24 protein-coding genes are annotated in these 24,074 nt (G+C 56.8%); 8 read left to right on the forward strand and 16 right to left on the reverse strand.

The genetic code is table 11. From position 1 onward, the window contains the following. Positions 1-83: 83 nt before the first annotated feature. From QV747_RS02080 to QV747_RS02130, 11 genes are all read right to left on the reverse strand, one after another. Positions 84-578 carry a FixH family protein gene (locus tag QV747_RS02080; RefSeq protein WP_273428738.1) on the reverse strand — a complete coding sequence of 165 codons (495 nt, stop codon included), beginning with the start codon at positions 576-578 and terminating at the stop codon, positions 84-86. Beyond that, a complete protein-coding gene (gene ccoG, locus QV747_RS02085) occupies positions 578-2,023 on the reverse strand; it encodes a cytochrome c oxidase accessory protein CcoG (protein WP_273428741.1) in 1,446 nt (481 codons plus the stop codon). Before ccoG ends, QV747_RS02080 begins: the two co-directional genes overlap by 1 nt. Before the next feature lie 109 nt (positions 2,024-2,132). Beyond that, positions 2,133-3,044, reverse strand: a complete 912-nt coding sequence (gene ccoP / locus QV747_RS02090) for a cytochrome-c oxidase, cbb3-type subunit III (protein WP_273428743.1) — start codon at positions 3,042-3,044, stop codon at positions 2,133-2,135. Between the two features lie 3 nt (positions 3,045-3,047). Beyond that, positions 3,048-3,233, reverse strand: a complete 186-nt coding sequence (locus QV747_RS02095) for a CcoQ/FixQ family Cbb3-type cytochrome c oxidase assembly chaperone (RefSeq protein ID WP_028448973.1) — start codon at positions 3,231-3,233, stop codon at positions 3,048-3,050. A 5-nt stretch (positions 3,234-3,238) separates the two neighbouring features. Then, entirely contained in the window at positions 3,239-3,853 is a 615-nt protein-coding gene (ccoO, locus tag QV747_RS02100; RefSeq protein ID WP_028448974.1) for a cytochrome-c oxidase, cbb3-type subunit II, read from the reverse strand. Between the two features lie 20 nt (positions 3,854-3,873). Beyond that, complete coding sequence (ccoN, locus tag QV747_RS02105; protein WP_028448975.1) at positions 3,874-5,295, reverse strand: cytochrome-c oxidase, cbb3-type subunit I; 1,422 nt, start codon at positions 5,293-5,295, stop codon at positions 3,874-3,876. Positions 5,296-5,542: 247 nt separating this feature from the next. Next, on the reverse strand, positions 5,543-5,737 hold the full coding sequence (gene ccoS / locus QV747_RS02110) for a cbb3-type cytochrome oxidase assembly protein CcoS (protein WP_273428747.1): 195 nt from the start codon (positions 5,735-5,737) through the stop codon (positions 5,543-5,545). Between the two features lie 6 nt (positions 5,738-5,743). Next, positions 5,744-8,176, reverse strand: coding sequence for a heavy metal translocating P-type ATPase (locus tag QV747_RS02115; protein ID WP_273428749.1), 2,433 nt, complete (start codon positions 8,174-8,176; stop codon positions 5,744-5,746). 86 nt (positions 8,177-8,262) lie between these two features. After that, positions 8,263-9,120 carry an HDOD domain-containing protein gene (locus QV747_RS02120; protein WP_273428752.1) on the reverse strand — a complete coding sequence of 286 codons (858 nt, stop codon included), beginning with the start codon at positions 9,118-9,120 and terminating at the stop codon, positions 8,263-8,265. Positions 9,121-9,195: 75 nt separating this feature from the next. Beyond that, a complete protein-coding gene (locus QV747_RS02125) occupies positions 9,196-9,636 on the reverse strand; it encodes a SufE family protein (protein ID WP_273428754.1) in 441 nt (146 codons plus the stop codon). A gap of 6 nt (positions 9,637-9,642) precedes the next feature. Beyond that, positions 9,643-10,851, reverse strand: coding sequence for an aminotransferase class V-fold PLP-dependent enzyme (locus QV747_RS02130; protein WP_273428756.1), 1,209 nt, complete (start codon positions 10,849-10,851; stop codon positions 9,643-9,645). A gap of 39 nt (positions 10,852-10,890) precedes the next feature. Here QV747_RS02130 and nudB point away from each other — a divergent pair, with 39 nt between their 5' ends. From nudB to QV747_RS02155, 5 genes are all read left to right on the forward strand, one after another. After that, positions 10,891-11,367, forward strand: a complete 477-nt coding sequence (gene nudB, locus QV747_RS02135; RefSeq protein ID WP_273428758.1) for a dihydroneopterin triphosphate diphosphatase — start codon at positions 10,891-10,893, stop codon at positions 11,365-11,367. Position 11,368: 1 nt separating this feature from the next. Continuing rightward, complete coding sequence (locus QV747_RS02140; RefSeq protein ID WP_273428760.1) at positions 11,369-12,145, forward strand: endonuclease/exonuclease/phosphatase family protein; 777 nt, start codon at positions 11,369-11,371, stop codon at positions 12,143-12,145. Beyond that, the gene (gene clsB, locus QV747_RS02145) at positions 12,142-13,311 is read left to right on the forward strand and encodes a cardiolipin synthase ClsB (RefSeq protein ID WP_273428762.1); all 1,170 of its coding nucleotides are present in this window, start codon (positions 12,142-12,144) and stop codon (positions 13,309-13,311) included. The genes QV747_RS02140 and clsB overlap by 4 nt, the downstream gene beginning before the upstream one ends. A gap of 190 nt (positions 13,312-13,501) precedes the next feature. After that, complete coding sequence (locus QV747_RS02150; RefSeq protein WP_273428763.1) at positions 13,502-15,544, forward strand: NADPH-dependent 2,4-dienoyl-CoA reductase; 2,043 nt, start codon at positions 13,502-13,504, stop codon at positions 15,542-15,544. Between the two features lie 333 nt (positions 15,545-15,877). Next, the gene (locus tag QV747_RS02155; protein WP_273428765.1) at positions 15,878-16,165 is read left to right on the forward strand and encodes a hypothetical protein; all 288 of its coding nucleotides are present in this window, start codon (positions 15,878-15,880) and stop codon (positions 16,163-16,165) included. Between the two features lie 80 nt (positions 16,166-16,245). Here QV747_RS02155 and QV747_RS02160 read toward each other — a convergent pair whose 3' ends face one another. Continuing rightward, the gene (locus QV747_RS02160) at positions 16,246-17,151 is read right to left on the reverse strand and encodes a recombination-associated protein RdgC (protein ID WP_273428767.1); all 906 of its coding nucleotides are present in this window, start codon (positions 17,149-17,151) and stop codon (positions 16,246-16,248) included. 128 nt (positions 17,152-17,279) lie between these two features. Between QV747_RS02160 and QV747_RS02165 the strand changes: the two genes are divergently transcribed. From QV747_RS02165 to QV747_RS02175, 3 genes are all read left to right on the forward strand, one after another. Further along, complete coding sequence (locus tag QV747_RS02165; protein ID WP_047393746.1) at positions 17,280-18,287, forward strand: extracellular solute-binding protein; 1,008 nt, start codon at positions 17,280-17,282, stop codon at positions 18,285-18,287. A 102-nt stretch (positions 18,288-18,389) separates the two neighbouring features. After that, complete coding sequence (locus QV747_RS02170; protein WP_273428770.1) at positions 18,390-19,985, forward strand: iron ABC transporter permease; 1,596 nt, start codon at positions 18,390-18,392, stop codon at positions 19,983-19,985. A gap of 3 nt (positions 19,986-19,988) precedes the next feature. Further along, a complete protein-coding gene (locus tag QV747_RS02175) occupies positions 19,989-21,032 on the forward strand; it encodes an ABC transporter ATP-binding protein (protein WP_273428772.1) in 1,044 nt (347 codons plus the stop codon). A gap of 75 nt (positions 21,033-21,107) precedes the next feature. Here the strand turns inward: QV747_RS02175 and QV747_RS02180 are convergent, their stop codons facing one another. Genes QV747_RS02180 through QV747_RS02195 form a run of 4 tightly spaced genes read right to left on the reverse strand, consistent with a single transcriptional unit; the run spans position 21,108 to position 23,994 of the window. After that, a complete protein-coding gene (locus tag QV747_RS02180) occupies positions 21,108-22,811 on the reverse strand; it encodes a SulP family inorganic anion transporter (protein ID WP_273428773.1) in 1,704 nt (567 codons plus the stop codon). A 2-nt stretch (positions 22,812-22,813) separates the two neighbouring features. Further along, a complete protein-coding gene (locus tag QV747_RS02185; protein WP_273428774.1) occupies positions 22,814-23,230 on the reverse strand; it encodes a DUF6691 family protein in 417 nt (138 codons plus the stop codon). 10 nt (positions 23,231-23,240) lie between these two features. Then, positions 23,241-23,666, reverse strand: coding sequence for a YeeE/YedE family protein (locus QV747_RS02190; protein WP_273428775.1), 426 nt, complete (start codon positions 23,664-23,666; stop codon positions 23,241-23,243). Beyond that, complete coding sequence (locus QV747_RS02195; RefSeq protein ID WP_028448991.1) at positions 23,656-23,994, reverse strand: metalloregulator ArsR/SmtB family transcription factor; 339 nt, start codon at positions 23,992-23,994, stop codon at positions 23,656-23,658. The genes QV747_RS02190 and QV747_RS02195 overlap by 11 nt, the downstream gene beginning before the upstream one ends. Between the last annotated feature and the right edge of the window lie 80 nt (positions 23,995-24,074).

Consider the following 24,074-nt stretch of genomic DNA (forward strand, 5'->3'; position numbering starts at 1 on the left):
TTTCAAATTGATGTCTCGCCCCGATTGCTTAATCATAAAAAAGCCCCGTATGAACGGGGCTTTGGGTTTGACCTAAGGGGGTATTACTTGCTGGCCTTTAATTCTAAAGGCTCACCGGGCAATACCTGCCACTGTTTTTCAAGTCGCCAGTGTTTTTGCTGATCAGATAGTTCAAACACCCAGCGCTCGGCCAGTAAGGCCCGCGGGAGACTGCCAGCAAATAGATTGCCGCCTTGGGGCTTGAGCCTGATCTGCTGATCTAGCCCGGTGCGGGTCGGGTGGCTGACTTGTAACACCAGATCACCGGCCACCGCTTGATTCATGATTACCCGTACTTGCTGTAGATTGTCACTGAGCAAGACCTGCGCGCCCAGCCCCAGTTGTCCGGCTTGTTGGTCAAGCGCGAGCTTTTGGTTGATTTGCTGGCCTTCTTTGTAATAGCTGTCACTGACCAGGCTATCTTGATTGGTATTGACGAGATAAATCATCAATATGCCACCCAGAATAGCCAAGACTGGAAACAGAATCAGTAGCCAGACATGGCCGTAGTTGTACCAAGGTTTTACGTCTTCTTGCATTAATCTCGTCCGATGAAGGTGGCCTTTTCCGTGGTTTTAATCGCGGGCTCATCGATCGACTGAATAATCAGTTGAATTGGATGGCTGCCCGCTTTAGCGTGCTGTGGTGCAACTTGTATTCGTACAGAGACTTCAGTGGTGCCGGTTGGTTCCAATGTATAGCGATTGTGCTGCTCGGCAAGCACTTTAATGCCCTCCAGCCCGCTAGCGCTGATCTGGTAGGTATGGGCTTTTTCGCTGGCATTTTGAATCTGCACCCGATAGGTATTTTCCAGCCAGCCGTCTTCCACCTCGCGCACCAAAGCCACACGATCACGCTCGATATTGACTTTGATTGGTTGCCGCGTTGCCAGTGAGTAGACGGTAATGCCCATAATCACACTCAAAATCACCGCATAAACGATCACCCGAGGCCGTTTCAGGCGCGAGATGATCTCATTTTCTGGGTATTTGTGCTCTAGTGCGTTTTCGGTGGTGTAGCGAATCAAGCCACGCGGATAATTCATTTTATCCATTACTTCATCACAGGCATCAATACAGGCCGCACAGCCAATGCACTCGTATTGCAAACCGTCGCGAATATCAATCCCAACGGGGCAAACCTGCACGCAGATCGAGCAATCGATACAGTCGCCCAGGCCTTGCGCTTTGTAGTCTGAGCCTTTTTTTCGTGTGCCGCGCTGTTCGCCGCGTTCTTGGTCGTAGCTGATAATCAGCGTGTCGGCATCAAACATGGCGCTTTGAAAGCGTGCATACGGGCACATGTATTTGCACACTTGTTCTCGCATCCAGCCGGCATTGCCGTAGGTGGCAAAGCCATACAGCCCCACCCAGAATAGCTCGGTACTGCTCATGCTCAGCGTGCTGAATTCAGTCCATAGCTCGCGAATAGGCGTGAAGTAACCGACGAAAGTGAAGCCTGTCCACGCCGCCAGCAGCAGCCACAGGCCATGTTTGCTGGCTTTGAGGCGGATTTTGCGGGCGCTGAGCGGGGCATTATCGAGTTTAATGCGCTGCGCGCGATCACCCTCAACCCACTTTTCAATCCAGAGGAAAATTTCGGTGTATACCGTTTGCGGACAGGCATAACCACACCAGAGTCGGCCGCCGATCGTGGTCCAGGCGAAGAGGCCGAACGCCGATAGCAGTAGTAGGGCGGTGAGGTAGATAAAATCTTGCGGCAGAAACACAAAGCCGAAGATGTAGAATTTGCGTTGAACTAAGTCGAATAACAGCGCTTGCCGTTCATTGATTTGTAGCCAAGGTACACAGTAGAAGAATAACTGTGTGGCGATAACGAAGAAAATCCGCCATTTATTCCAGAAGCCATTGATCCAGCGCGGGTAGATTTTTTTATGCGCGGCATACAACATGACTTCTTCAACTTCGCCGTCGTCCTTCACGTTAACGACATTGACTGGAATATCTTTTAGCTTTTGGCTCATGTGAACGCTCCCTGCCTTGATCCCGCCAGTGGGTGACGAGTATGGCAATTCGCCGGTGAGAAAAAACGGGCAGGTGATGCCTGCCCGTTCTGGTATTGCTGCAGTTTAATTACTTATTGCTATCGCGCAGGCTGTAAACATAGGCTGCCAGCAAATGTACTTTGCCGTCACCTAGGAATTCTTTCCACGCTGGCATCACATTGTCGCGACCGTTGGTGATGGTCTCAACAATCGTGGCTTCTGAGCCACCGTATAGCCAAGTTTTGTCGGTCAGGTTAGGTGCACCGATGCTCTGGTTGCCTTTACCATCGGCGCCATGACAAGCCGCGCACACTTGTTTGAAAGTTTCTGCGCCGCGCTCAGCACGCACATCGTTGAAAGCCGGGCTGCCAGAGATTTTCAGGACGTAGTTCGCGGCATCGCGCACTTTCTCTTCACCAAAAGCCGCACCAAACGCGGGCATCTGGCCATGACGACCTTTGTTCAGCGTTTCCAGAATATTCTCTGGTTTGCCGCCATACAACCAATCGCCGTCAGTCAGGTTTGGGAAGCCTTTAGCGCCGCGAGCGTCTGCACCATGACACTGCACGCAGTATGTCATAAACAGGCGTTTACCCATGGCATTGGCTTCTTTGTCCTGCGCCACCGCAGGGATGTCCAGCTTGGCGTACTTGTCGTACAGCGCTTGGTACTTGGCATCCGCTTTGGCAACTTCTTCCTTGTGCTGGCCTTCTTGCGACCAGCCTTTGGCGTTACCCATCACCACCAGGCCTGGGTAGAGCCAGAAGTAGCCCACGGCAAAGACCAGCGTCAGCACGAACATACCGACCCACCAGCCAGGCAGGGGGTTGTTGTACTCTTCCAGATCGCCATCCCATTTGTGGCCGGTTACTTGGGCTTTTTCACCTTTCTGAAGCTTCACCTTCATTTGGGTCAGCAGGAGGTAGGCACAGAAAACCACCCCTAGAATGGCTACGGTTGCAATGAAATAGCCCCAGAATCCGCTTGTAAAGTCTGTCATTCTTTATTCTCCGTTAGCCGATGAGGACTGCTTGCCCGACGATGGCAGATCATCGTCGAGGAACGGTTGTTGAGCGGCATTATCAAAGTGCTGCTTGCTATTTTTGCTGTAAGCCCAGAGGCAAATAGCAACAAACAGAATAAACCCCAGCACGGTCACGAGAATGCGCACGTCGTTCTGCAGATCCATCGTGCTTACCTTTTATTTTTCAGTGCAAGACCCAGGCCTTGCAGATAGGCGATTACCGCTTCCATTTCGGTTTTACCTTCAACCTCTTTGCTGGCATTGGCGATGTCAGCATCGGTATAAGGTACGCCCAGCTTGCGCAGCGCTTCCATTTTCTTCGGCGTAACAGTCGAATCAATGGTATTGGCCGCGAGCCATGGGAAGGCAGGCATATTCGATTCAGGTACGACATCACGTGGGTTCATCAAGTGCACGCGATGCCATTCATCTGAGTAACGACCGCCCACGCGGGCCAGATCAGGGCCTGTGCGTTTTGAACCCCATTGGAATGGATGGTCGTAGACAGATTCACCCGCAACCGAATAATGGCCGTAACGCTCAGTTTCAGAGCGGAAAGGGCGGATCATTTGTGAGTGACAGTTGTAGCAACCTTCACGGATGTAGATGTCACGACCTTCAAGGCGCAGTGCGCTATAAGGTTTAACACCGGCAATCGGCTGGGTTACTGATTTACTGAACATCAGCGGCAAGATCTCGACCAACATCGCGATACTAATGGTGATGAAGGTCAGGATGATCAAGGCAGCTACGTTTTCCTCGATCAGTTTTTGGATTTTATTCATCGTTATTGTCCCTTACCCAATCAGGCGTGTGCAGACACGGCTGGAATTTTTGCGTCAACCGCTTTGCCTTCAAACACGGTGCGCAGTACGTTGTACAGCATCAAGATCATGCCAGACAGGTACAGCAGGCCACCCAGGAAACGGATGAAGTAGTATGGGTAAGACGCTTTAACCGCATCGATGAAGGCGTAAGTCAGTGTGCCGTCGCTATTGATGGCGCGCCACATCAGGCCTTGAGTCACACCTGAAATCCACATTGAAGCGATGTACAGTACAACGCCCAAAGTCGCCATCCAGAAGTGGGTCTCGATCAGTTTTACTGACCACATTTGCTCACGCCCAAACAGACGTGGGATCAGATAGTAGATCGAACCAATCGAAATCATCGCAACCCAGCCCAAAGCGCCAGAGTGAACGTGACCTACAGTCCAGTCGGTGTAGTGGCTCAGTGCATTCACCGATTTGATGGCCATCATCGGGCCTTCAAAGGTAGACATGCCGTAGAACGACAGCGCAGTCACCATGAATTTCAGGATCGGGTCGGTGCGCAGTTTGTGCCATGCGCCAGACAGCGTCATGATGCCGTTGATCATGCCGCCCCAGCTTGGTGCTAGCAGAATCAGCGAGAACACCATACCCAGAGATTGAGTCCAATCAGGCAGTGCGGTGTAGTGCAGGTGGTGCGGGCCAGCCCACATATAAGTGAAGATCAGCGCCCAGAAGTGCACAACAGACAAGCGGTATGAATATACCGGACGGCCCGCTTGTTTTGGTACGAAGTAATACATCATGCCGAGGAAGGCGGCAGTCAGGAAGAAGCCTACGGCGTTATGGCCATACCACCATTGCACCATGGCATCAACGGCGCCAGAGTAAGCTGAGTATGACTTCATGGCGGTTACTGGCATCGCGGCACTATTTACCAGGTGCAGCAAGGCTACGGCCAAGATGAAGGCACCATAGAACCAGTTAGCAACGTAGATGTGCTTGATCTTACGGATGGCGATCGTGCCAAAGAACACGATGGCATAAGCGACCCAAACCACAGTGATCAGAATGTCGATCGGCCATTCCAGCTCGGCGTATTCTTTTCCGCTGGTATAGCCCAGTGGCAAAGTGATGGCGGCCAGCACGATTACCAGTTGCCAACCCCAGAAGGTGAAGGCAGCCAGCTTATCGCTGATCAGTCGGACATTACAGGTGCGCTGTACGACATAGTATGAGGTTGCGAACAGTGCACAACCACCGAATGCAAAAATCACTGCATTGGTGTGAAGTGGACGCAGGCGACCGAAGTGTAGATAAGGTCCGATGTTCAGTTCCGGCCAGAACATCTGGGCCGCACAAATCACCCCGACCAGCATGCCGACAATGCCCCAGACGACCGTCATGATGGCAAATTGCCGCACCACTGTGTAATTGTATGTGGCTTGGTTTTCCATTACAGCGCTCCGATTGATCTCCAACTGCTTGGAATTAAAATTAAAATAAAGGCTTGAAAATTAAAAGCTAAACCTCATCTCTGTTTGGGTAAACGTTGATAAGGTTTATTCCACCTGGAAGAGAGCGCTCCCAGATGAGGTACAAAAAGTGCCTACTGGACTATACGCAGCGCCTGCGCCACGCCACTTGATTTACATCAAGCGCACCCATCGACAATCAGTGTTTATTTTACCTTGTTGTTTCAGGTCAGTCAGGGTTTTTTTCGCCGCCAGCTTGGCTTTGCGGCGCGCTCGGGTGGATATGATCATCGTCCTGCACGATGCGCCAACCAGGCCCTTCCAGATCATCAGATTGACCGCTTTTAATAAACCACCAGAAAATCACGCCTATTCCGAGTGCAATTAATAGCGAGAGTGGAATTAGCAAATACAAGCTTTCCATTTGAATTTACTCGATTTTTTTCGCAGAGTTTGGCCGCACCAGGCGCAGTGCATTGCTCACCACCAAGAGTGAGCTCAGCGCCATGCCAAGACTGGCTAGCCATGGCGTCACGTAGCCGGCCACCGCTAAAGGCAGTGCAGCTAAATTGTAAAGCAGAGCCCAGGCTAGATTTTGGCGAATGATCTGCCGGGTTTTGCGTGCCAATTGCAGTGCGGGTGGCAAAATGGCGAGCTCATTATTTAACAGCACCATATCCCCGGCTGCTTGGGCAATGTCGACGCCGGCACCCATGGCGACTGATACATTGGCCAGTGCTAACACTGGAGCATCATTCACGCCATCGCCCAGCATCAAGACACGGCGATCCTCAGCTTGTAATGCTTGGATGTAGCGCAGTTTATCGGCCGGCTGCGCGCCGCCTTGCTGCTGCGCAATACCCAGTTGCTGCGCCACCTGCTGCACGATGGCAGGTGCATCTCCAGATAATAAATGCACGCGGTACCCTGCAGTTTGCAGTGCCTTGATCGTCTGGGCGGAAGTGTCGCGCAGTTGGTCGGCCAGCTCAAACACCGCCATGATGGTATTGGAGGTGGCCAGGACAATCTGCGTCGCGGCTGAGTCGCCTAAATCTGCGGTCGACAGGCCAGTTTGTGCGGCGATAAAGCGGGGCGAGCCGATCCAGTAATGCTGGCCTTGCACCTGCCCACTTAAGCCGCCGCCCGGATGGTTGTGAAATTCATGCACTGGCAAGGCTGGCCCTTGCGCGGGCAAGGCAAATGCGCTGGCAATCGGATGCTCGGAATGGCTTTCCAGTGCAGCAGCAATTGCCAGCGCTGCGGTCTCGCTGCCGTAGCGCACTTGGGCGTGGATTAGCCGCGGTGTGCCATGGGTGAGCGTGCCCGTTTTGTCGAACACAATTTCGGTGATACTGGCGAGCTGTTCAAGGCTATTGCCGCGGGTGGTCAATAAACCCAGCTGGGCCAGGTGCCCGGTGGCGGCGGTGAGCGCGGCCGGCGTGGCGAGCGATAATGCGCAGGGGCAGGAAATCACCAGCACCGCGACGGTATAGGGCAGCGCATGTTGCGGGTCGTGAATATGCCAATACAGATAACAGGCAGCCGCGATCAGCAGCAATATCACAATAAAATACCCGGCAATCCGGTCGGCTAGCTGGGCTAGGCGGGGTTTTTGCTGGGTGGCTTGATCGAGCAGGCGCACCATATGCCCTAGGCGCGTTTGGCTACCTACTTGGCTGACGACCACCGTGAGGGCCGAATGTAGGTTTTGGCTGCCGGCAATGACGTTGGCGCTAGCTGTTTTAGCCACGGGTCGGCTTTCGCCGCTGAGCATGGCTTCATTGCATTCGCTCTCGCCGTGAAGCACCACGCCATCCACCGGGATCGTTTCCCCAGCTTTCACCACAATCTGCTCACCCGCTTGCAATTGGTACACCGCCACTTCTTCAAGCTGACCTGTGGCAGTAAGCCGATGCGCGAAAGCAGGCACGAGTTTGACGAGCATTTCCGCCGCTGCGCCGGCTTTGCGGCGGGCTTTAAATTCCAGATAACGCCCGCCCAGCAGCAAAAACACAAACATCGACACCGAGTCGAAGTAAATATCGCCGTGGCCGGTGATCAGCGCATACAGGCTGGCAAAAAAGGCCACCAGCACGCCAATGCTGACTGGCAAATCCATGCCCGCACGGCCATGGCGCAATTCGCGCCAGCTGTTCTGATAAAACGGCCAGCAAGAATACAGCACCACCGGCAAAGTCAGCAGCAGACTGCCCCAATGCAATAAATGTAGCCACTGGGCGTCAATCTCACCCGCGGCGGAGGTGTAGATCGGCACCACAAACATCATCACCTGCATCATCGACAGGCCGGCCACCCACAGACGTAGCAGCGCGCTTTTGCGCTCTTGTTGCCACTGCTGATCGGCTCGCTGATGGTTGTAGGGGTGGGCGTGATAGCCAATCGCTGCGATGTGCTCAAGAATGGTCGAGAGCTGAACTTGGGCGTTGTTCCATCGTACCCGCGCACGGTGCGTGCTGTAGTTGATCGACACCGATAGCACACCGGGCAAGCGGGCTAAGTGCTGTTCGTTCAGCCAAATACAGGCGGCGCAGCTGATGCCTTCCAAAATTAATGCGGCTTCGCGCTCATCGCTACCTAGCTGTTCAACGAAATCCTGCTGCAGCTGATCATCATCATATAAGCGCAGTTGCGCGCGGATTTCGGCAGGCAAGGGCTCGTTGCGGCTGGCGGCTTCGGTGCGCTGGCTGTAGTAACTTTCTAGCCCACTGCTGATAATGGTTTCGGCCACAGCCTGACATCCGGCGCAGCAAGCAGGATGTTGTTGCTCGCGATAGCGAATCTGGAAAGGGCTTGGGCTGGGGCAAGGCTCGCCGCAGTGAAAGCAGGAAGTCGTGTCGGTCATGGCGCGCTATTGTACTGCGAAATAGCCGGCGAAGGGCGGGTGCTGGGGTATCAGGATGTAGCTTAAGCGGGATGAGCCTTTGCAGGCTATACGTGGGTATGTAATAGGATAGAGACTTCGTCTACGATATCTTCGTATTCTTCCAGCTTAAGCGCAAGGTGATCGAGCAGCACAGGCTCGATGGTGCGCCACTCGACATGCTCGAACTGCTCGATATTCATTTTGAGAATATGTTCGGCCAAACCGGTCAGCGCGATCAGGGTACAGATGTGATGCCACTGCGGGCTATGGCGATGCGCAAAGACTTCGAAATCATGATGATTCAAAATCGCCAGTTGCATATCTTCAGGCAGATACCAGGCGCGGCTGAGCAGATAGCCGACCACATTGTGATTGGTTTGGTAAATTTTATCTTCGTGCGCAATAAACACGGCCCGGCTCATACGCTCGCCGCGCTGTAGGGTGCGCACATAATTTGAATAGCGCGCCGCCATCACGGCTTTGCCGCAACCACGAAACAAGCCAAAGGTGTAGGCCTCTTCGGCCTGAATGCCATGCACCCGGCTGGCCAGCTGGCTGGCGATCATCGCAGTTTGCGTGGCCTGATCCCAAAACAGGGCCATGCGTTCGCTTTGCTTGGGATCGAGAGTTTGTTTGAGAACTAGGCCTTCCAAAATGGTGCAGATATTGCGCAAACCTAACAACTGCAAGGCTTGATCGACTGAGGTGATTTTCTGGCTGAGCTGGTAAAACGGAGAATTCACGGCCTTGAGCATGGCCAGTGAGAGGGTGAGATCGTGGTTGATCAGGCGGCCGATCTCGACAAAATCTGGGTCGCTACTCTGCTGGGCCGCTTGCAGGGCATCCAGAATGGCGGGCCGCGGCGGAATCACCAGATTGCGCAGCAGTTGCTCAGATTCAACATTCGGCAATTCACGTAGCATGGGTGTGCCTTCCAACAGATTGTCTTCAATTTAGCAGCCCGCTGGCCGAAATTAAATGCCCATACTGGAAAAAACTTACTGGCGTTGCTTTTCGATGGTTTGCACAATCGCGCGCAGCCCATTGCCACGGCTGGCCGTCAGAAAGCGCTGCATGCCCCGTGCTTGCAGCCAGCCTTCAAAATCAAAGGTTTGTACGGCATTGGTGGGCTGGTGGTGATAGGCCGTGAGCACCAGTGCCAGCAGGCCTTTGACGATGCGTGAATCACTATCGGCGGCGATTTGCCAGTGACCGTCGGCGCTGCGGTCTTGGCGTAGCCAAACCTGACTTTCGCAGCCGCTCACCTTGCAGTCGGCGGTTTTATATTCCGCCGGCCAATCGGGGAGTTGGCGCGATAGTTGCACCAAGAGGCGGTTTTTCGCTTCCCAGCTGGCGGCCGCATCGAGGGTCGCGGCCAGCTGCGTCAGGGTGATGGTTTGGCCAAATGGGTGGGCCAATAGCTCGGTAGGGATCATCATGGCGCCTTAATTAAGCATGTCTAAAGTTTCGGCCAACACCGCCAAGCAGCGAGCCACATCGTCGGCGGTGTTGTAGGCGGCCAGCGAGATCCGCAGGCTGCTGCTAATGCCCAAGGCCTGTTGCAAAGGCTGGGCGCAATGATGGCCGACCCGCACCGCAATCTGCTGCGCATCTAAAAACTGTGCGACGTCATAAGGGTGAACGTGGCCAAAGGTCAGCGCCGACAGGCTCAGTTTATGCGCCGCCTGCCCATGGATCACCACCCCGGGTATTGCGCGCAAGCCATCTTCCAGCTGTTGATGCAGTGCGGTTTCATGCGCCAGCAAGGCGGCGCGATCTTGCTGGGCCAGCCACGTTAGCGCCGCGGCCAGCCCCACGGCTTGCGCGATTGGCGGGGTACCGGCTTCCAGATGCCCGGGTGGCGCGGCATAGCGGGTGCCGCTAAATGCAACCGTCTCAATCATCTCGCCACCACCTTGCCACGGGGGTATGCGCTGCAAAAGCTCATCGCGGATATAAGCCACGCCAATACCCGTGGGGGCATATACTTTATGCCCAGAAAAAACATACATATCGCAGCCCAAAGCCTGCACATCGACCGGCAAATGGGCAACCGCCTGCGCGCCATCGACCGCGATCAGGCAATTATGCTGGTGTGACATGTCACAGATGGCTTGAATATCCTGAACACTGCCAATCGCGTTGGAGGCATGGCTGATTGCCAATAGGCGGGCGCGTGGGCGAGCCAGTAATGTGGCCAGCGCTGTGAGATCAATCTCGCCGCTGGCGGTGATGCCCAGTGGCAAGATGCTCAGCTGACGGCGCTCGGCCAGCATTTGCCAGGGCACCAGATTGGCATGATGCTCCAAGGTGCTGACAATGATTTCATCGCCGGGCGAGAGCAACATGCCGACGGTATTGGCGAGTAAATTCAGCGCCTCGGTGGCGCCACGGGTGAAAATGATTTCGTCGCTGCTGGCGGCATTTATAAATCGCGCCACAGTGTCGCGCGCATCTTCATAAGCCTCGGTGGCGGCCACCGCCAAACGATGCGCGCCGCGATGCACATTGGCATTGCTGGTTTCGTAATACGCACGCTCGGCATCGAGCACACAGCGGGGCTTTTGCGTGGTGGCGGCGTTATCGAGGTAGATCAATTCCGGGTAGTGGCCCAACAGGGGGAATTGCTGCTTGAAGGCGGCAACGTCAAACATAGGCAAGAAAGGCTAGAGGGATTAAGTAGCGATTGTATAATGCCAGCTCCTGATCTGCCGAATAAAAGCCCCATGCCTTATAAACAGCCGGTATCCATCCTGTTGATCATCCATACGCCCGACTTGCAGGTGCTCTTGCTCGAACGCAATGATTTTCCCGATGCCTGGCAATCGGTCACCGGTAGTCGCGAAGGCGACGAAGCCTTGCGCGATACGGCCTGTCGCGAATTGTGGGAAGAAACCGGTATTCGTGTTGACCCAAGCCAGATTGTGGATTGGCAACAACAGCATGATTTCGAGATTTTCGAAGTTTGGCGCCACCGTTACGCCCCGGGCGTAACGCACAATACCGAGCATGTATTCAGTGTTGAGCTGCCCGCCATCTGTGACGTGGCCATGGCGCCGGGCGAGCATCGACGTTTTCGCTGGGTGGGCTGGGAACAAGCGGCCGAGATGGTGTTTTCGCCTTCCAATGCCGAAGCGCTGCGTGAATTACCAAGCCGGGTAGGCGCCTAAGATGCTGGCCACTGCCGCGCCCAGCGCTCCGCGTCAGCTCGTCGTGGCCAGTTACAATATCCATAAAGGCTTTTCGCCGCTCAATGCCCGGCTGGTGCTGCATGATGTGCGCCATGCACTCAATCAGCTGGCACCGGATCTGGTGTTTTTGCAGGAAGTGCAGGGCCAGCATGTGCGGCATTCGCAGCGCTTTGCCACCTGGCAAAATGCCCAGCACGAATACCTTGCCGGCGACAGCCTGCATAGCGCCTATGGCGGCAACGCCCATTACCGCTTGGGCCATCATGGCAATGCGCTGTTATCGCGTTTTCCGATTGCGGCGGCTGAAAATGTCAGCCTCACTTTGCATCGGTTTGAGCAGCGCGGTGTGCTGCATTGTCAGCTCAGCATTCCGCACTGGGATACCCCTTTGCATGCGCTGTGTGTGCATCTGAATTTGCGCGCCACCGACCGGCGCAAGCAAGTGCAGCTCCTAGCGAGCTACGCCCGTAGCGCGATACCCGCGAGTGAACCTTTGCTACTGGCCGGAGACTTTAACGACTGGCGCGGCGAGCTCAGCAGCATGCTGGCAGCTGAGCTGGGCGTACATGAGGCCTTTGAAGCGCTGCATGGCGCGCCGGCGCGCAGTTTTCCGGTGCGCTGGCCTTTGCTAACGCTGGATCGGATTTATCTGCGCGGCTTTCAGGTGCAGCGGGCCGAGGTATTGTCCGGTGCGCCGTGGCGGCAGCTGTCTGATCATGCGCCGCTATACACCATTTTGCAGGGGCTAACGCCATGAAACGCCCACCGCTACGCGAGAATAATCAGGTCAAATTATTACGCAATGGCGGTGAGTTTTTTCCGCTGTTGCTGCGGCAGATTGCCGCCGCCGAGCGCGAAGTGCTGCTGGAAAGCTATATCTTTGCCAGCGACGAAATTGGCCGCAGCGTGCTGGAAGCTTTATGCGCCGCCGCACAGCGTGGGGTGCTCGTGCGGGTCTTGCTCGATGGGTTTGGCGCGCGGGATTTACCGGCCCACTGGCGGGCCGAACTCAAAACTGCTGGCGTGCAGCTGCTGTTTTTCCGCCCGGAGGTGGAGCGCTTTGCGCTTAATCGCGCCCGTTTGCGGCGTATGCATCGCAAATTATCCTGCTTTGATGGCCGCATTGCGCTGGTGGGGGGCATTAACATCATTAGCGACTTTGACGAGCCTCATCTGGCGCCGCGCTACGATTACGCCGTGCAACTGATAGGCCCGGTGGTGAACGATGTGCGCGCAGCCTTGCAACACGAGTGGCAGCACAGTGCGTGGGCGCAGCTCAAGCGCAAATGGGCCAATCGCCTGACGCTAGATACCCCAGTTGAGTATGTCGGCGCAACGCCGATTCAGTTTGTTACCCGTGACAATACCCGCAATCGAAATGCCATCGAGCAGGCCTATCTGCACCGCATCGAAGCCGCGCGGCAGGAAATCGTGATTGCCAATGCCTATTTTTTGCCTGGCCGGCGGATTCGCCAGGCGCTGTTGCAGGCGGCGCGGCGTGGGGTGGCGGTGATTTTGCTGCTTCAAGATGAGCGTGATCACGCGCTGCTGCAGTATGCCAGCTGGGCATTTTACCGCCCGCTAGTAGCTGCGGGGGTCGAGATTTACCACTACAAGGCCGGTTTTATGCATGCCAAGGTGGCGGTCTTTGATGGCGAGTGGGCCACGGTGGGCTCAAGCAATATCGACCCTTTTAGCCTGATGCTGGCGCGCGAAGCCAATGTGTTTATCCACGATGCGCACTTTGCACAAACCCTTAGGCATGACATCCAGCGGCATCTGGTGCGCGATGCTCAGGCGATTTTGCCGCAACATATTCAGCGCGCAGGATTCGGCTTGCGCGCCTTGGTGTGGGGCGCTTTTGCCTTGGTGCGCCTATTGTTGGGGGTGACGGGCTATGGCGGGCGCAAATATCTGGAGTAAGCGTCTGGACTAAGCGCTCACCGTGACAGGTGCAGCAAATCTGCCACAACTTCGGCGTAGTCATGCCAGGCTAACTACACTCATTTCAGGCGCATTGGCCATTTTGCGGGTCTTACCGTCTTGCCGGATGGCGCAAAATGCGGCAGATTTCAGCGTATTGCTTAAACGATCGTTTGAAAGTGAGGCTTGCATGACTAGCTTTTCGTCGCCATCGTCGCCATCGTCGCCCGCGGCCACGCCGTATCCGCATTTATTCGCCCCGCTTGATTTGGGCTTCACCCAGCTACGTAATCGTACCGTGATGGGGTCGATGCATACCGGGCTGGAAGAATGGCCCGATGCGCCCGAGCGGCTGGCGGCCTTTTATGGTGAGCGCGCAGCGGCCGGGGTGGGGCTGATTGTGACGGGTGGGGTGTCACCTAATCGCGCTGGCTGTGGCTACGAAGGCGCGGCCATGCTCACTGAGGTGGCGCAGCTACCGCGCCATACGCCTGTTACTGCTGCCGTCCACGCCGCTGGTGGCAAGATTGCTTTGCAGATTTTACACACTGGCCGCTATGCCTATCACAGCGAATCGGTCAGCGCTTCGGCCATCTGCTCGCCGATTACCCCGTTTACCCCGCATGCACTCAGCGAGGAAGAAATTGCGCAAACCATCGCCGATTTCGCCCGCGCCGCGCAGCTGGCCCAGCAGGCGGGCTATGACGGGGTGGAGATCATGGGTAGTGAAGGCTATCTGATCAATCAGTTTCTGGTGCGGCGTACCAATCAGCGTAGCGACGATTGGGGTGGCAGCCTCGCCAATCGGCAGCGGCTGGCGCTCGAGATTGTACGCGCGGTGCGCGCGGCGGTCGGGGCGGAATTCATTATTATTTTCCGCATTTCGCTGCTGGATCTGGTGGAGGACGGCGGCACACTGGAAGAGGCGATTACGCTGGCCCAAGCGCTGGAAGACGCAGGCGTTACGATCTTGAATACGGGGATCGGCTGGCACGAAGCGCGGGTGCCCACCATTGCCGCGGTGGTGCCGCGCGGCGGGTTTAGCTGGGTGTCGCGCGCCATTAAGCCGCATCTGCGGGTGCCGCTGATTGCCGTGAATCGCATTAATACCCCGGAAATTGCCGAGCAAATCCTTGCCGCTGGCGACGCAGATCTGGTGTCGCTGGCGCGCCCCTTGTTGGCGGATGGGGAGTATGTGCTCAAAGCCCAGACTGGGCGTGCTTTAGAGATCAATACCTGCATAGCCTGTAATCAGGCTTGCCTTGATCATGTGTTTGAAGGTCAGCCCGCATCCTGTTTGGTCAATCCGCGCGCCTGTCGCGAGATTGAGTTTCCCGCCCAGCGCGCAGCCCAGCAGCGGCGAGTGGCGGTGATTGGCGCGGGCCCGGCGGGGCTGTCGTGCGCGCTAACGGCCGCGCAGCGTGGGCATGCTGTGACTTTATTCGAGGCCAGCGATCATTTGGGCGGGCAGTTTGCGCTGGCGCAGCGTGTGCCGGCCAAGTATGAATTTGCAGAAACCCTGCGCTATTTTCAGCAGCAGTTGGCGCTGACTGGCGTAGACATTCGCCTCAATACCCGCATTCAGTCCGCGGCCGAGCTGGCTGGCTTTGATGAAGTGGTACTCGCCACCGGTGTACAGCCCCGCGCGCTGGATTTGCCGGGCGCTGAGCATCCGATGGTGGTGAGTTACGCCGACTTGCTGGCCGGTAAAGTCGCGCCCGCCGCGCGGGTCGCGATTATTGGCGCGGGCGGGATAGGCGTGGATGTCGCTGATTTGCTGCTGCACGGTACGGCAACTGATTATTTGCAGGCCTGGGGTATTGATGCCAGTTTACAGGCTGTGGGTGGCTTGGTGCCGCCCGCGGCGGCGCCGGCCCAGCGCGAAATCTGGCTGTTGCAGCGCAAAGCTGGCAAGCCCGGCGCCGGGCCGGGCAAGACCACCGGCTGGATTCACCGACTGAATCTGCAACGCCATGGCGTGCATTTGCTGGGCAATGTGCGCTATCTGCAGATTGACGATGCGGGCCTGCACATTGAAGTGAAGGGCGAGCGCCAGCTGATCCCCTGCCAGCAAGTGGTGGTGTGTGCCGGGCAAGAATCGGTGAATGACCTGTATTCTGTGCTGCAAGCAGCCGGCTTGCGCGTGCATTTAATTGGCGGGGCAGAAAAGGCCGGCGAGCTAGACGCCAAGCGTGCCATTCGGCAAGGGTTTGAGCTGGCTTGGGCGTTTTAAACGGTGCGTCAGCTTGCCCGACTGATGGCAGGCTGACGAGCGGTGAAATTTACCGCTCGCGCCAAAGCTGACGAGTTTCGTCATAAATGGTCTGCAGGGTTAATGGCTTGCTAGCACAACGCCGCAAACCGCCTACCTTTGTTGCAGTGCGATGTAGCTAGGGTTTAGCAGGACTAAGTGAGTGACAGAGCAGGTTTTATGCCAACGGCAACTGGTGTTAGGCTGGCTTACGTAAGGCCTGCCAGCGTGGTGTGACCGTTTAGCGGTGATCTTGCTCAGCGAGCAGGCGTGTTTCTATCGTGGCCGTATGTTTTTCGCATATGGAGTCTCACGATGAAAACCCTATTTGCTTTTGGCCTCTTGGCGGCCATGCTTAGTCCCGCGGTGGCTAGCGCCAATAGCTGCAGCGAACAAGTACAAGCGGTCAAAGCCGAGATGGCCACAGGTCACTATGATTTGCAGCTGCGGCGCAAGGTGAATTCGCAGCTTGAACCTTTACTTAAGCCGCGCAAGGATTTGGGCCCAATCAATGAAGACTATTGCCGTAAAGAGGTGGATGCAGCGCGCTCGCTGCTCAGTGGCAATCCGCGCCAGACTAGCTTGCAAGTGGCTCAGCGCTAATTAAAAAGCCCTGCCAATACCTGTGTGGGTATATGTAGCAGGGCTTTTTCTTATACTGCTTCTAGGGCTATACCCCGGGTTTATTCGCGCTCGCCACCCAGGGCCGCCAAGAGCTCAGGGATAAAGCCACGCAGCTCACCCACCAACAGCGCAAACTGCGATTCAAACAGCGCATCTTGCGTTTCGGCATCCATGTCTTTGAGCTCGTCTTTCAGCACATCCAGCATCGCCAGCGATTTGATTTCCAGCGCTTCGGTCAGGGTGAAGGTCAGCCGTTCGCCAAAAGCTAGGCTCAAGCGGGTGGCGATTTTGCCAGTGTCCAGATGCTGGCGCACTTCGGGGCAATCCATCACTTGCCGTTTAAAGCGGGCAATCGAGCCTTCGTCCCCCGGGGCTTTTAGCTCAGCATCTTGGCCAAGGCTCAGGGCATCGGGTGGCGTGGTGGTTAGCCAATCGGTCATAGCGGCGGCGGGGCTGATTTCGGTATCAATCAGCCGCGTGGGCAGGCTGCCCAAGGTTTCGCGCAGGGTGCTCAGTAAAAACTCGGCTTTTGCGGCGCTCGCCGCATCCACCAAAACCAGTCCTTGCTCTAGGTCGATCAAGGCGCGCTGCACGCGCGAGCGGGTAAAGGCGCGCGGGGTGAGCTCTTCCACAATGCGGTCTTTCAGCTCGCGCTGCTCTTTGCGACCGACTTTGCGGTTTTCACTGGCTTCGATTTGCTGCACACGATAATCCAGCTCGTCTTTGATTACGGCTGCAGGCAGGACTTTTTCTTCGCTTTTTAGCGCGACTAGCACGGCCTCTTGTCGCGCGAGGGCGTAGCTTTCGGGCTCATGGCGTGCCGGTGGCACCCAGCCATGCGATTCCATGTCCATGCTGGCGCAGGGAACAAAAGGGCGCTTGGCCAGTTCTTGCTGAATGCTGTCTGCTTGCAGCGCGTGTTCGGTGGCCAGACGATAAATTTGCAGGTTACGGAACCAAAGCATGCGTTCACTCTCAATAAGGGGTCGCTGATTGTACCGCCGGGGGCGGAGCGGCAAAACTCTTTTATGTATTTGAGAATGATTCTGCTTTAACTGTATAATGCGAATACTTCTTGTTAAGGACTCACGCAATGAAACGTCTCACCTTGTCTGTCTTAGCAATGTCGCTGTTGGCCGGTTGGGCCCACGCGGAAACTGTGACTGTCTACTCATCGCGCAATGAACAGCTGATCAAGCCGCTGTTTGATGCCTACACCAAAGAAACCGGCGTAGAAGTCAAAGTGCTGACCGACAAGGAAGGCCCACTGCTGGCCCGCCTGCAAGCCGAAGGCAGCAACACCCCGGCCGATATGCTGATCACCGTGGATGCCGGCAATCTGTGGCAGGCCAGCAATATGGGCTTGCTGAAAACCTTTAATTCCAAAGTGGTGAACGAGAATATTCCAGCGCATTTGCGTGATCCGCGCGGCCAGTGGACAGGTCTTTCGGTGCGTGCGCGCACCATGGTTTACAACCCAAGCCTGATCAAGGCCGAGCAACTTTCGACCTACGAAGATCTGGCCGATCCAAAATTCAAAGGCAAGTTGTGTCTGCGTACCAGCAAAAAGGTCTACAACCAATCGCTGGTGGGCATGATGATCGCCCAGCAAGGTGAAGCCAAAACCGAACAAGTGGTACGCGGCTGGGTGGCGAATCTGGCAACGGATGTTTTTGCGGATGACACCAAGCTGATCGAAGCGGTGGCGGCTGGCCAGTGCGCGGTGGGTATTGTTAATACCTACTATCTGGGCCGGATTCTGGATAAATTGCCGGCGGATAAACGCGAAGCGTATCCCGCTAAACTCTTCTGGGCGAACCAGAAAACCAACGGCGTGCACGTGAATATCTCGGGTGCGGGCATTACCCGCTTTGCCAAAAACGAAGCGGGCGCGCTTAAATTGATCGAGTGGTTGTCGTCGGATAAAGCGCAAAACCTGTATGCCGACAAAGATCTGGAATTCCCGGCTAACCCGAAAATCAAAGCCGATGTGATCGTAAGCAGCTGGGGCCCGTTCAAGCAAAACCTGATCAATATGGCCAAAGCGGGCGAGCTGCAAGGCAAAGCCGTGCAGCTGATGGATCGCGCAGGCTACAAATAAGCTAGAATCGGTGTGGCGCACCCAGGTGCGCCCATTGAATGCCACAGGGGCAGCCGGCGAAAGTCGGGTCTGCCCTTCGTTTTTTCATCTCTGATCACGCTTATGTCCAAACACTCCTGGCGCGGTGCCGTGCTGGCCTTGCCGATTGCTTTGCTCACCTTGATTCCACTATTGGTGGTGTTGGCGTCTTTTCTGCATCCGCAACCAGAAATCTGGGCCCATCTGGGCCAATATGTGTTGCCTGATGTGCTGCGCAATACCGCGATCTTGCTATTAGGCGTGGGCTTTGGGGTGTTGCTACTGGGCGTGCCGCTGGCCTGGCTCACGGCCGTATGCGAGTTTCCCGGCCGCCGCTGGCTCAGTTGGGCGTTGATGTTGCCGCTGGCGATGCCTGCTTATGTGTTGGCCTTTGTACAGGTCGGTTTGCTGGATTTCACCGGGCCAGTGCAGACGCTATTGCGCGAGCTAACCGGCGACAGCAGCTGGTTTCCGCGCATTCGCTCCACCGGCGGTGTAGTGCTGGTGCTGACGCTGGCGTTCTATCCTTATGTTTATTTGCTAGCGCGCAATGCCTTTCTTACTCAAGGCAAGCGCGCGCTTGAAGCCGCGCAAATGCTGGGCTATTCCCGCCCGGCAGGGTTTTGGAAAGTGGCGCTACCGATGGCGCGACCATGGCTGATTGGCGGGCTAACGCTGGCGCTGATGGAAACCCTAGCCGATTTCGGTACGGTGTCGGTCTTTAATTTTGATACCTTCACGACCGCGATTTACAAATCCTGGTTTTCCTTGTTTAACCTTACTGCGGCTTCGCAGCTGGCGTCACTTTTGGTGCTGTTTGTGTTGGTGCTGGTGTTGGTGGAGCAACGTGCGCGCGGCGCGCGAGCCTATCATGGGCGTATTGTGGCGGCCGAGCGCATTGTGCTCACCGGTTGGGCGCGCCCTGCGGCCACGCTATTTTGCCTCGCAGTGCTGGCGATGGCTTTTGTGATTCCGCTCTTGCAACTCTTGGTCTGGGCCTGCAGCGTGCTCGCCACCGATCTGGATGCGCGGTACTGGGGTTTTACGCTGCGCTCGATGTTGATTTCCTTAGCGGCAGCGCTGGTGGTGAGTGTACTGGCGCTGGTGTTGGTGCTACTGCAGCGCCACTATGCGAGCCGTGCCACACGCTTGACCGTGCAGTTGGCGACATTAGGCTATGCCGTGCCGGGCACGGTGCTGGCAGTGGGCGTGTTTGTGCCGATCGCCTGGCTGGATAATCTGCTGCTGCCTTATGCCCATGCCTTGGGTTATGAGGGATTTCAAATACTCAAAGGCTCGGTGGCGGTGATGCTGCTGGCGCTGGGCGCGCGATTTATGGCTGTGGCTTTTCAGCCGCTGGAGAGCGCGATGCAGCGGGTTAGCCGCAATCAGGAAGACGCGGCTCGTTCGCTCGGATTATCCAATCGCCAGCTCACCTGGCGCTTGCATTTGCCGATGCTGCGTGGCGGGGCGCTCACCGCGGTGTTGATGTGCTTTGTGGATGTAATGAAAGAAATGCCCATCACGCTAATGACCCGCCCCTTTGGCTGGGAAACCCTGGCGGTGCGCGTGTTTGAAATGACTTCGGAAGGCATGTGGGCCAATGCGGCACTGCCCAGTTTAATGATTGTGTTGACCGGGTTACTTCCGGTCATCCTGCTGGTACGAAAAGCGGAATAAGCGATGCCATTACTTAGCGTTAACCAAATTGCCATCGAATTTGCCGGCGCACGCCGGGTGGTGGATGGCTTGTCGTTTGCTTTGGAAGCCGGTGAAATTGCCTGTTTGCTCGGGGCCTCGGGTTGCGGCAAAACCACGGTGCTGCGCAGTATTGCCGGCTTTGAAGCGCTGCAGGCGGGCGAGATACATCTGCAGAGCCAGCTCTTGAGCGCGCCCGGCGTGCAGCTGCCCCCCCAACAACGGGGTATCGGCATGGTGTTTCAGGATTACGCACTGTTTCCACACCTGACCGTAGCGCAAAACGTGGGTTTTGGCCTGCGCTCGCTCACCAAGCCCGAGCAAGCGCGCCGGGTGGCCGAGATGCTGGATTTGGTGGGCCTGGGTGAACTAGGTGGCCGCTATATCCATGAGCTGTCAGGCGGCCAGCAGCAGCGGGTGGCACTGGCACGGGCGCTGGCGCCGCAACCACGGCTCTTGCTGCTGGACGAGCCGTTTTCCAATCTGGATGTCGAGCTGCGCGAGCGGCTGGGGCAGGAAGTGCGGCAGATTTTGAAAGCCACCGGCACCACGGCGATTTTGGTGACGCACGATCAGCGCGAGGCCTTTGCCATGGCGGATCAGATTGGCGTGATGAGCGAAGGGCGCATCCGCCAGTGGGGCACGCCGTATGATCTGTATCACCAGCCTGTCGATCGCTTCGTGGCCAACTTTATCGGCGAAGGTGTGCTGCTGCCGGCGCGCCTCACTGGGCCGCAATGTATTGAATTTGAGCTGGGCGAGCTGTGCCGCACTGCGCCAGTGGAGTGCGGCATTGGTGCGGAGCTGGAAATCCTGATTCGCCCAGATGATATCCAGCACAACGATCGCAGCCCGTTGCAAGCCAAAGTGGTGGCCAAGGCTTTCCGAGGGGCGCAGTTTTTATACACGCTGGCGCTGCCCTCGGGCCAACAGGTGTTAAGCCTAGTACCTAGCCACCATAACCACGCGCTGGGCGAGCTGATTGGTATTGAGCTGGAAGTCGAGCACTTGATTGTGTTCCGCAAGTAAGGCAGGGTACACGCGCTGGAGAGGGTATCGCCGGCTAGGGCTTGCTAGTTAAGGCTTTCTGGCAGATACCCTAGGTTAGATCGCGAAATCTTCTTCTTGTGCTGGGCTGTGTAGCGCACACACCGCCGCATGCGTCGAAATAAACGGTGGCGCGGCCAGCTGTGCGAGCAGATCGGCATGGGCCAGCGTATCGCGCACCGGGCCTTTTAGCTCGGCCAGATACAGCTCAATGCCGCGCTGGCGCAAGCTGGGCAGCCAGTTTTGCAGTGCTTGCGCCGCGGTGTAGTCCACCGAATTTACAGCCGAAAAAATCAGCAGCAGCTGTCGGCAGCTGCTCTGGCGCTGTAGTGCATTTTCCAATTGCTCCAGCACCGTAGCCACATTGGCAAAGTACAGATTCTCATCAATCCGCACCAGTAATTGCTCGGGGTGGGTTTCCACCGCAAAGCGATCGACATTGCGAAAATGCTCGCTGCCCGGCAGGCGACCAACAATCGCCACATGCGGGCGCTGGCTGCGCCAGAGGTAAAGTAGCATTGTTACCAGCACCCCCAGCGCAATCCCCTGCATTGGCCCCACCCAGAGTACGCCCAGATAGGTCAGCAGCCACGCCATGCCATCGCGCCGATCATAGCGCCAGGCCTGCCAGCCCGTATGCCAGCTCAGCATGCGGCTCGTCGCCAGAATAATCGAGGCACCCAGCAAGGCGAGCGGTAGAAAGGCAAAATAGGGGAGTAATGCCCACAGTGCTAGCCCTAGCAGGCCGGCGGTGAAGATACCCGCCAGGGGTGTATGTGCGCCGGCTTGGGTGTTGACCATGGTGCGCGAAAACCCGCCACTCACTGGCAGACCACCTAGGCTGGCAGCAGCCAGATTGCAGCTACCGAGGGCTAATAGCTCGCGATTGGCGCTGATGGTTTGCCCGCGCTCGGCTGCTAGCGTTTGCGCGATGGTGATGCTTTGCAAAAAGCCCGCCAGACTGATCAGCAAAGCCGGCAGCAACAGGCTCTGGATGCTGGCCCAATCGAGCGCCGGGCTAACCCACGCGCTGCTTTGGCTGGCGCTGAGCTGCAAACGCGGCAACGCCCAGGGCAGGGCCAGTGCGGCAAGCAACAGTAAAAGCGCGATGGGGGCGAGTTTGCCGGCTAAATCGGCATGGATGCTCGCTAAGCCCCAGCGGCGCAATAGTGGTGGCAGTCCAAACTGTGCCGCGGCCAGCAGGGCAAAACTGGCAAGGCCATAGCCCACATCCAGCGCGCGCAAGCCTTGCGAGCTATGCGGTAATTGCTGCAGTAGTTGCGGCAGTGTATCGCCGCGCCATGGGCTGCCCAGCAACACCCCAAGCTGCCCCAGCGCGATCAGCAAAGCAGTGGCGGCGCTAAACGCCTGCACCACCGGCAGCGCCAGCAAGCGGGTGAGTTGTCCAAGCCGGGCTGCGCCCAGCCCGAGTAAAAAGAGGGCCGACAACCACGTCAGCGTAGCAGCCAGCGCCACATAGTGGGCACTGCCGGCGGGGGCTAGGGGGCTGAGTGCTGCGGCGGTCATGGCGGAGGTGATCGCCATCGGGCCAACGGACTGCGTCATGCTGGTGCCAAATATCCCATACAGCAGCAAGGGCCCAAGGCTGGCATACAGCCCCGCCAGTGGCGGTAAGCCGGCCAGCTGCGCATAGGCCAAGCCCTGCGGAATCAGCAGTAGCGCCACAATCAGGCTGGCGCTGGCGTCGCCCGCCAGCCATTGGCGCTGATAGTGCCGTGCCCAGCCCGGAAGTGCGCGCATGCTTAGCGGCGCTCCAGCCAGCTAAACAGCGCCATACCGGCCAGCATGGCCGCCACAAACAATACCCCATCTAGTATGCCGCTGCCGACTAATACCAAGGCTGGCCCGGGGCAAATACCCCCGATGCCCCAGCCCACCCCAAAGGCCGCCGAGCCCAGCAGCAAGCGTTTATCAATCACGCTGCTGCTCGGTAATTGCATCGGCTCGCCGGTAAGGCGGGCGGTGGAGCTGCGTTTGGCCAGTAGAAAAAACGGCAAGGCCACGCCAATCCCCCCGGCCATCACCAGCGCAAGGCTTGGGTCCCACAGGCCGGCCAGATCCAAAAAGCCCTGTACCTTGGCCGGATTGGCCATGCCTGCCAGTAATAAACCTAGGCCAAACAAGAGGCCGGTGAGCAAACCTAATAGATTTAAGCGCATGGTGGTGTCCTTATAACACATGCTTGATCACAAACACGGTGGCAAAGCCGGCACTCATAAAGCTCAGCACTGCAGCCAGTGAGCGCACAGAAAATCGTGACAAGCCACAAATACCGTGCCCGCTGGTGCAGCCATTGGCGTAGCGGGTGCCGATACCCACCAGCAAGCCAGCGATCACTAGCCCCAGCGGATTGCTGACCATCTGCAGCGCTGGCAGCGGGGCAAATAATTGCCACACCAGCGGGCTAAGCAGAATGCCCAGCACAAATAAGTAGCGCCACTGCCGATCAGCTACCCCCTGTACCAGCCCGCCAATGATGCCGGCAATGCCGGCGATACGGGCGCCGAGCAAAATCAATAAGCCGGCCGAGAGGCCGATTAAGGCCCCGCCAGCCAGCGAGGCCCAGGGGGTAAAGTGGATCAGATCAATCTGCATGTTCAGGCTCCGGTACTTGTGCATCAATCGGGCAATACAGCTGGTACAACAGCCCCAGCAGGCTTTGCACTTCGGCGCTGGCTAACGAATAAAAAATCCGTTTGCCATCGCGGCGGGTATTTACGAGCCCGGCATTGCGTAACACACCCAGTTGTTGTGAGAGCGTGGGCTGGCGGATGTCGAGCAAGGCTTCAAAATCAGAAACACATTTTTCGCCATCGACCATTTGGCATAACAACAGTAGGCGGTCTTCGTTGCCGAGATTTTTCAGTAATTGCGCCGCATCGCCGGCCGCGGCGCGCATGCGGCTCATCTGGGTGGGATCCATGGCTATGCTCCTCGAATACTTAGCGTTGACATATTATATAAAAAAATATATCGTAAAGTAAAGTCAGATCGATACAGGAG

Origin of the sequence: uncultured Chitinibacter sp. (assembly GCF_945957625.1) — a bacterium.
In the GTDB taxonomy this organism is placed as follows: Bacteria; Pseudomonadota; Gammaproteobacteria; order Burkholderiales; family Chitinibacteraceae; genus Chitinibacter; species Chitinibacter tainanensis.

Bases quoted from the DNA above. Each gene is read 5' to 3' on its own strand.
- QV747_RS02080 (WP_273428738.1), bottom strand. From the start codon at position 578: ATGCAAGAAGACGTAAAACCTTGGTACAACTACGGCCATGTCTGGCTA.
- ccoG (WP_273428741.1), bottom strand. From the start codon at position 2,023: ATGAGCCAAAAGCTAAAAGATATTCCAGTCAATGTCGTTAACGTGAAG.
- ccoP (WP_273428743.1), bottom strand. From the start codon at position 3,044: ATGACAGACTTTACAAGCGGATTCTGGGGCTATTTCATTGCAACCGTA.
- QV747_RS02095 (WP_028448973.1), bottom strand. From the start codon at position 3,233: ATGGATCTGCAGAACGACGTGCGCATTCTCGTGACCGTGCTGGGGTTT.
- ccoO (WP_028448974.1), bottom strand. From the start codon at position 3,853: ATGAATAAAATCCAAAAACTGATCGAGGAAAACGTAGCTGCCTTGATC.
- ccoN (WP_028448975.1), bottom strand. From the start codon at position 5,295: ATGGAAAACCAAGCCACATACAATTACACAGTGGTGCGGCAATTTGCC.
- ccoS (WP_273428747.1), bottom strand. From the start codon at position 5,737: ATGGAAAGCTTGTATTTGCTAATTCCACTCTCGCTATTAATTGCACTC.
- QV747_RS02115 (WP_273428749.1), bottom strand. From the start codon at position 8,176: ATGACCGACACGACTTCCTGCTTTCACTGCGGCGAGCCTTGCCCCAGC.
- QV747_RS02120 (WP_273428752.1), bottom strand. From the start codon at position 9,120: ATGCTACGTGAATTGCCGAATGTTGAATCTGAGCAACTGCTGCGCAAT.
- QV747_RS02125 (WP_273428754.1), bottom strand. From the start codon at position 9,636: ATGATGATCCCTACCGAGCTATTGGCCCACCCATTTGGCCAAACCATC.
- QV747_RS02130 (WP_273428756.1), bottom strand. From the start codon at position 10,851: ATGTTTGACGTTGCCGCCTTCAAGCAGCAATTCCCCCTGTTGGGCCAC.
- nudB (WP_273428758.1), top strand. From the start codon at position 10,891: ATGCCAGCTCCTGATCTGCCGAATAAAAGCCCCATGCCTTATAAACAG.
- QV747_RS02140 (WP_273428760.1), top strand. From the start codon at position 11,369: ATGCTGGCCACTGCCGCGCCCAGCGCTCCGCGTCAGCTCGTCGTGGCC.
- clsB (WP_273428762.1), top strand. From the start codon at position 12,142: ATGAAACGCCCACCGCTACGCGAGAATAATCAGGTCAAATTATTACGC.
- QV747_RS02150 (WP_273428763.1), top strand. From the start codon at position 13,502: ATGACTAGCTTTTCGTCGCCATCGTCGCCATCGTCGCCCGCGGCCACG.
- QV747_RS02155 (WP_273428765.1), top strand. From the start codon at position 15,878: ATGAAAACCCTATTTGCTTTTGGCCTCTTGGCGGCCATGCTTAGTCCC.
- QV747_RS02160 (WP_273428767.1), bottom strand. From the start codon at position 17,151: ATGCTTTGGTTCCGTAACCTGCAAATTTATCGTCTGGCCACCGAACAC.
- QV747_RS02165 (WP_047393746.1), top strand. From the start codon at position 17,280: ATGAAACGTCTCACCTTGTCTGTCTTAGCAATGTCGCTGTTGGCCGGT.
- QV747_RS02170 (WP_273428770.1), top strand. From the start codon at position 18,390: ATGTCCAAACACTCCTGGCGCGGTGCCGTGCTGGCCTTGCCGATTGCT.
- QV747_RS02175 (WP_273428772.1), top strand. From the start codon at position 19,989: ATGCCATTACTTAGCGTTAACCAAATTGCCATCGAATTTGCCGGCGCA.
- QV747_RS02180 (WP_273428773.1), bottom strand. From the start codon at position 22,811: ATGCGCGCACTTCCGGGCTGGGCACGGCACTATCAGCGCCAATGGCTG.
- QV747_RS02185 (WP_273428774.1), bottom strand. From the start codon at position 23,230: ATGCGCTTAAATCTATTAGGTTTGCTCACCGGCCTCTTGTTTGGCCTA.
- QV747_RS02190 (WP_273428775.1), bottom strand. From the start codon at position 23,666: ATGCAGATTGATCTGATCCACTTTACCCCCTGGGCCTCGCTGGCTGGC.
- QV747_RS02195 (WP_028448991.1), bottom strand. From the start codon at position 23,994: ATGGATCCCACCCAGATGAGCCGCATGCGCGCCGCGGCCGGCGATGCG.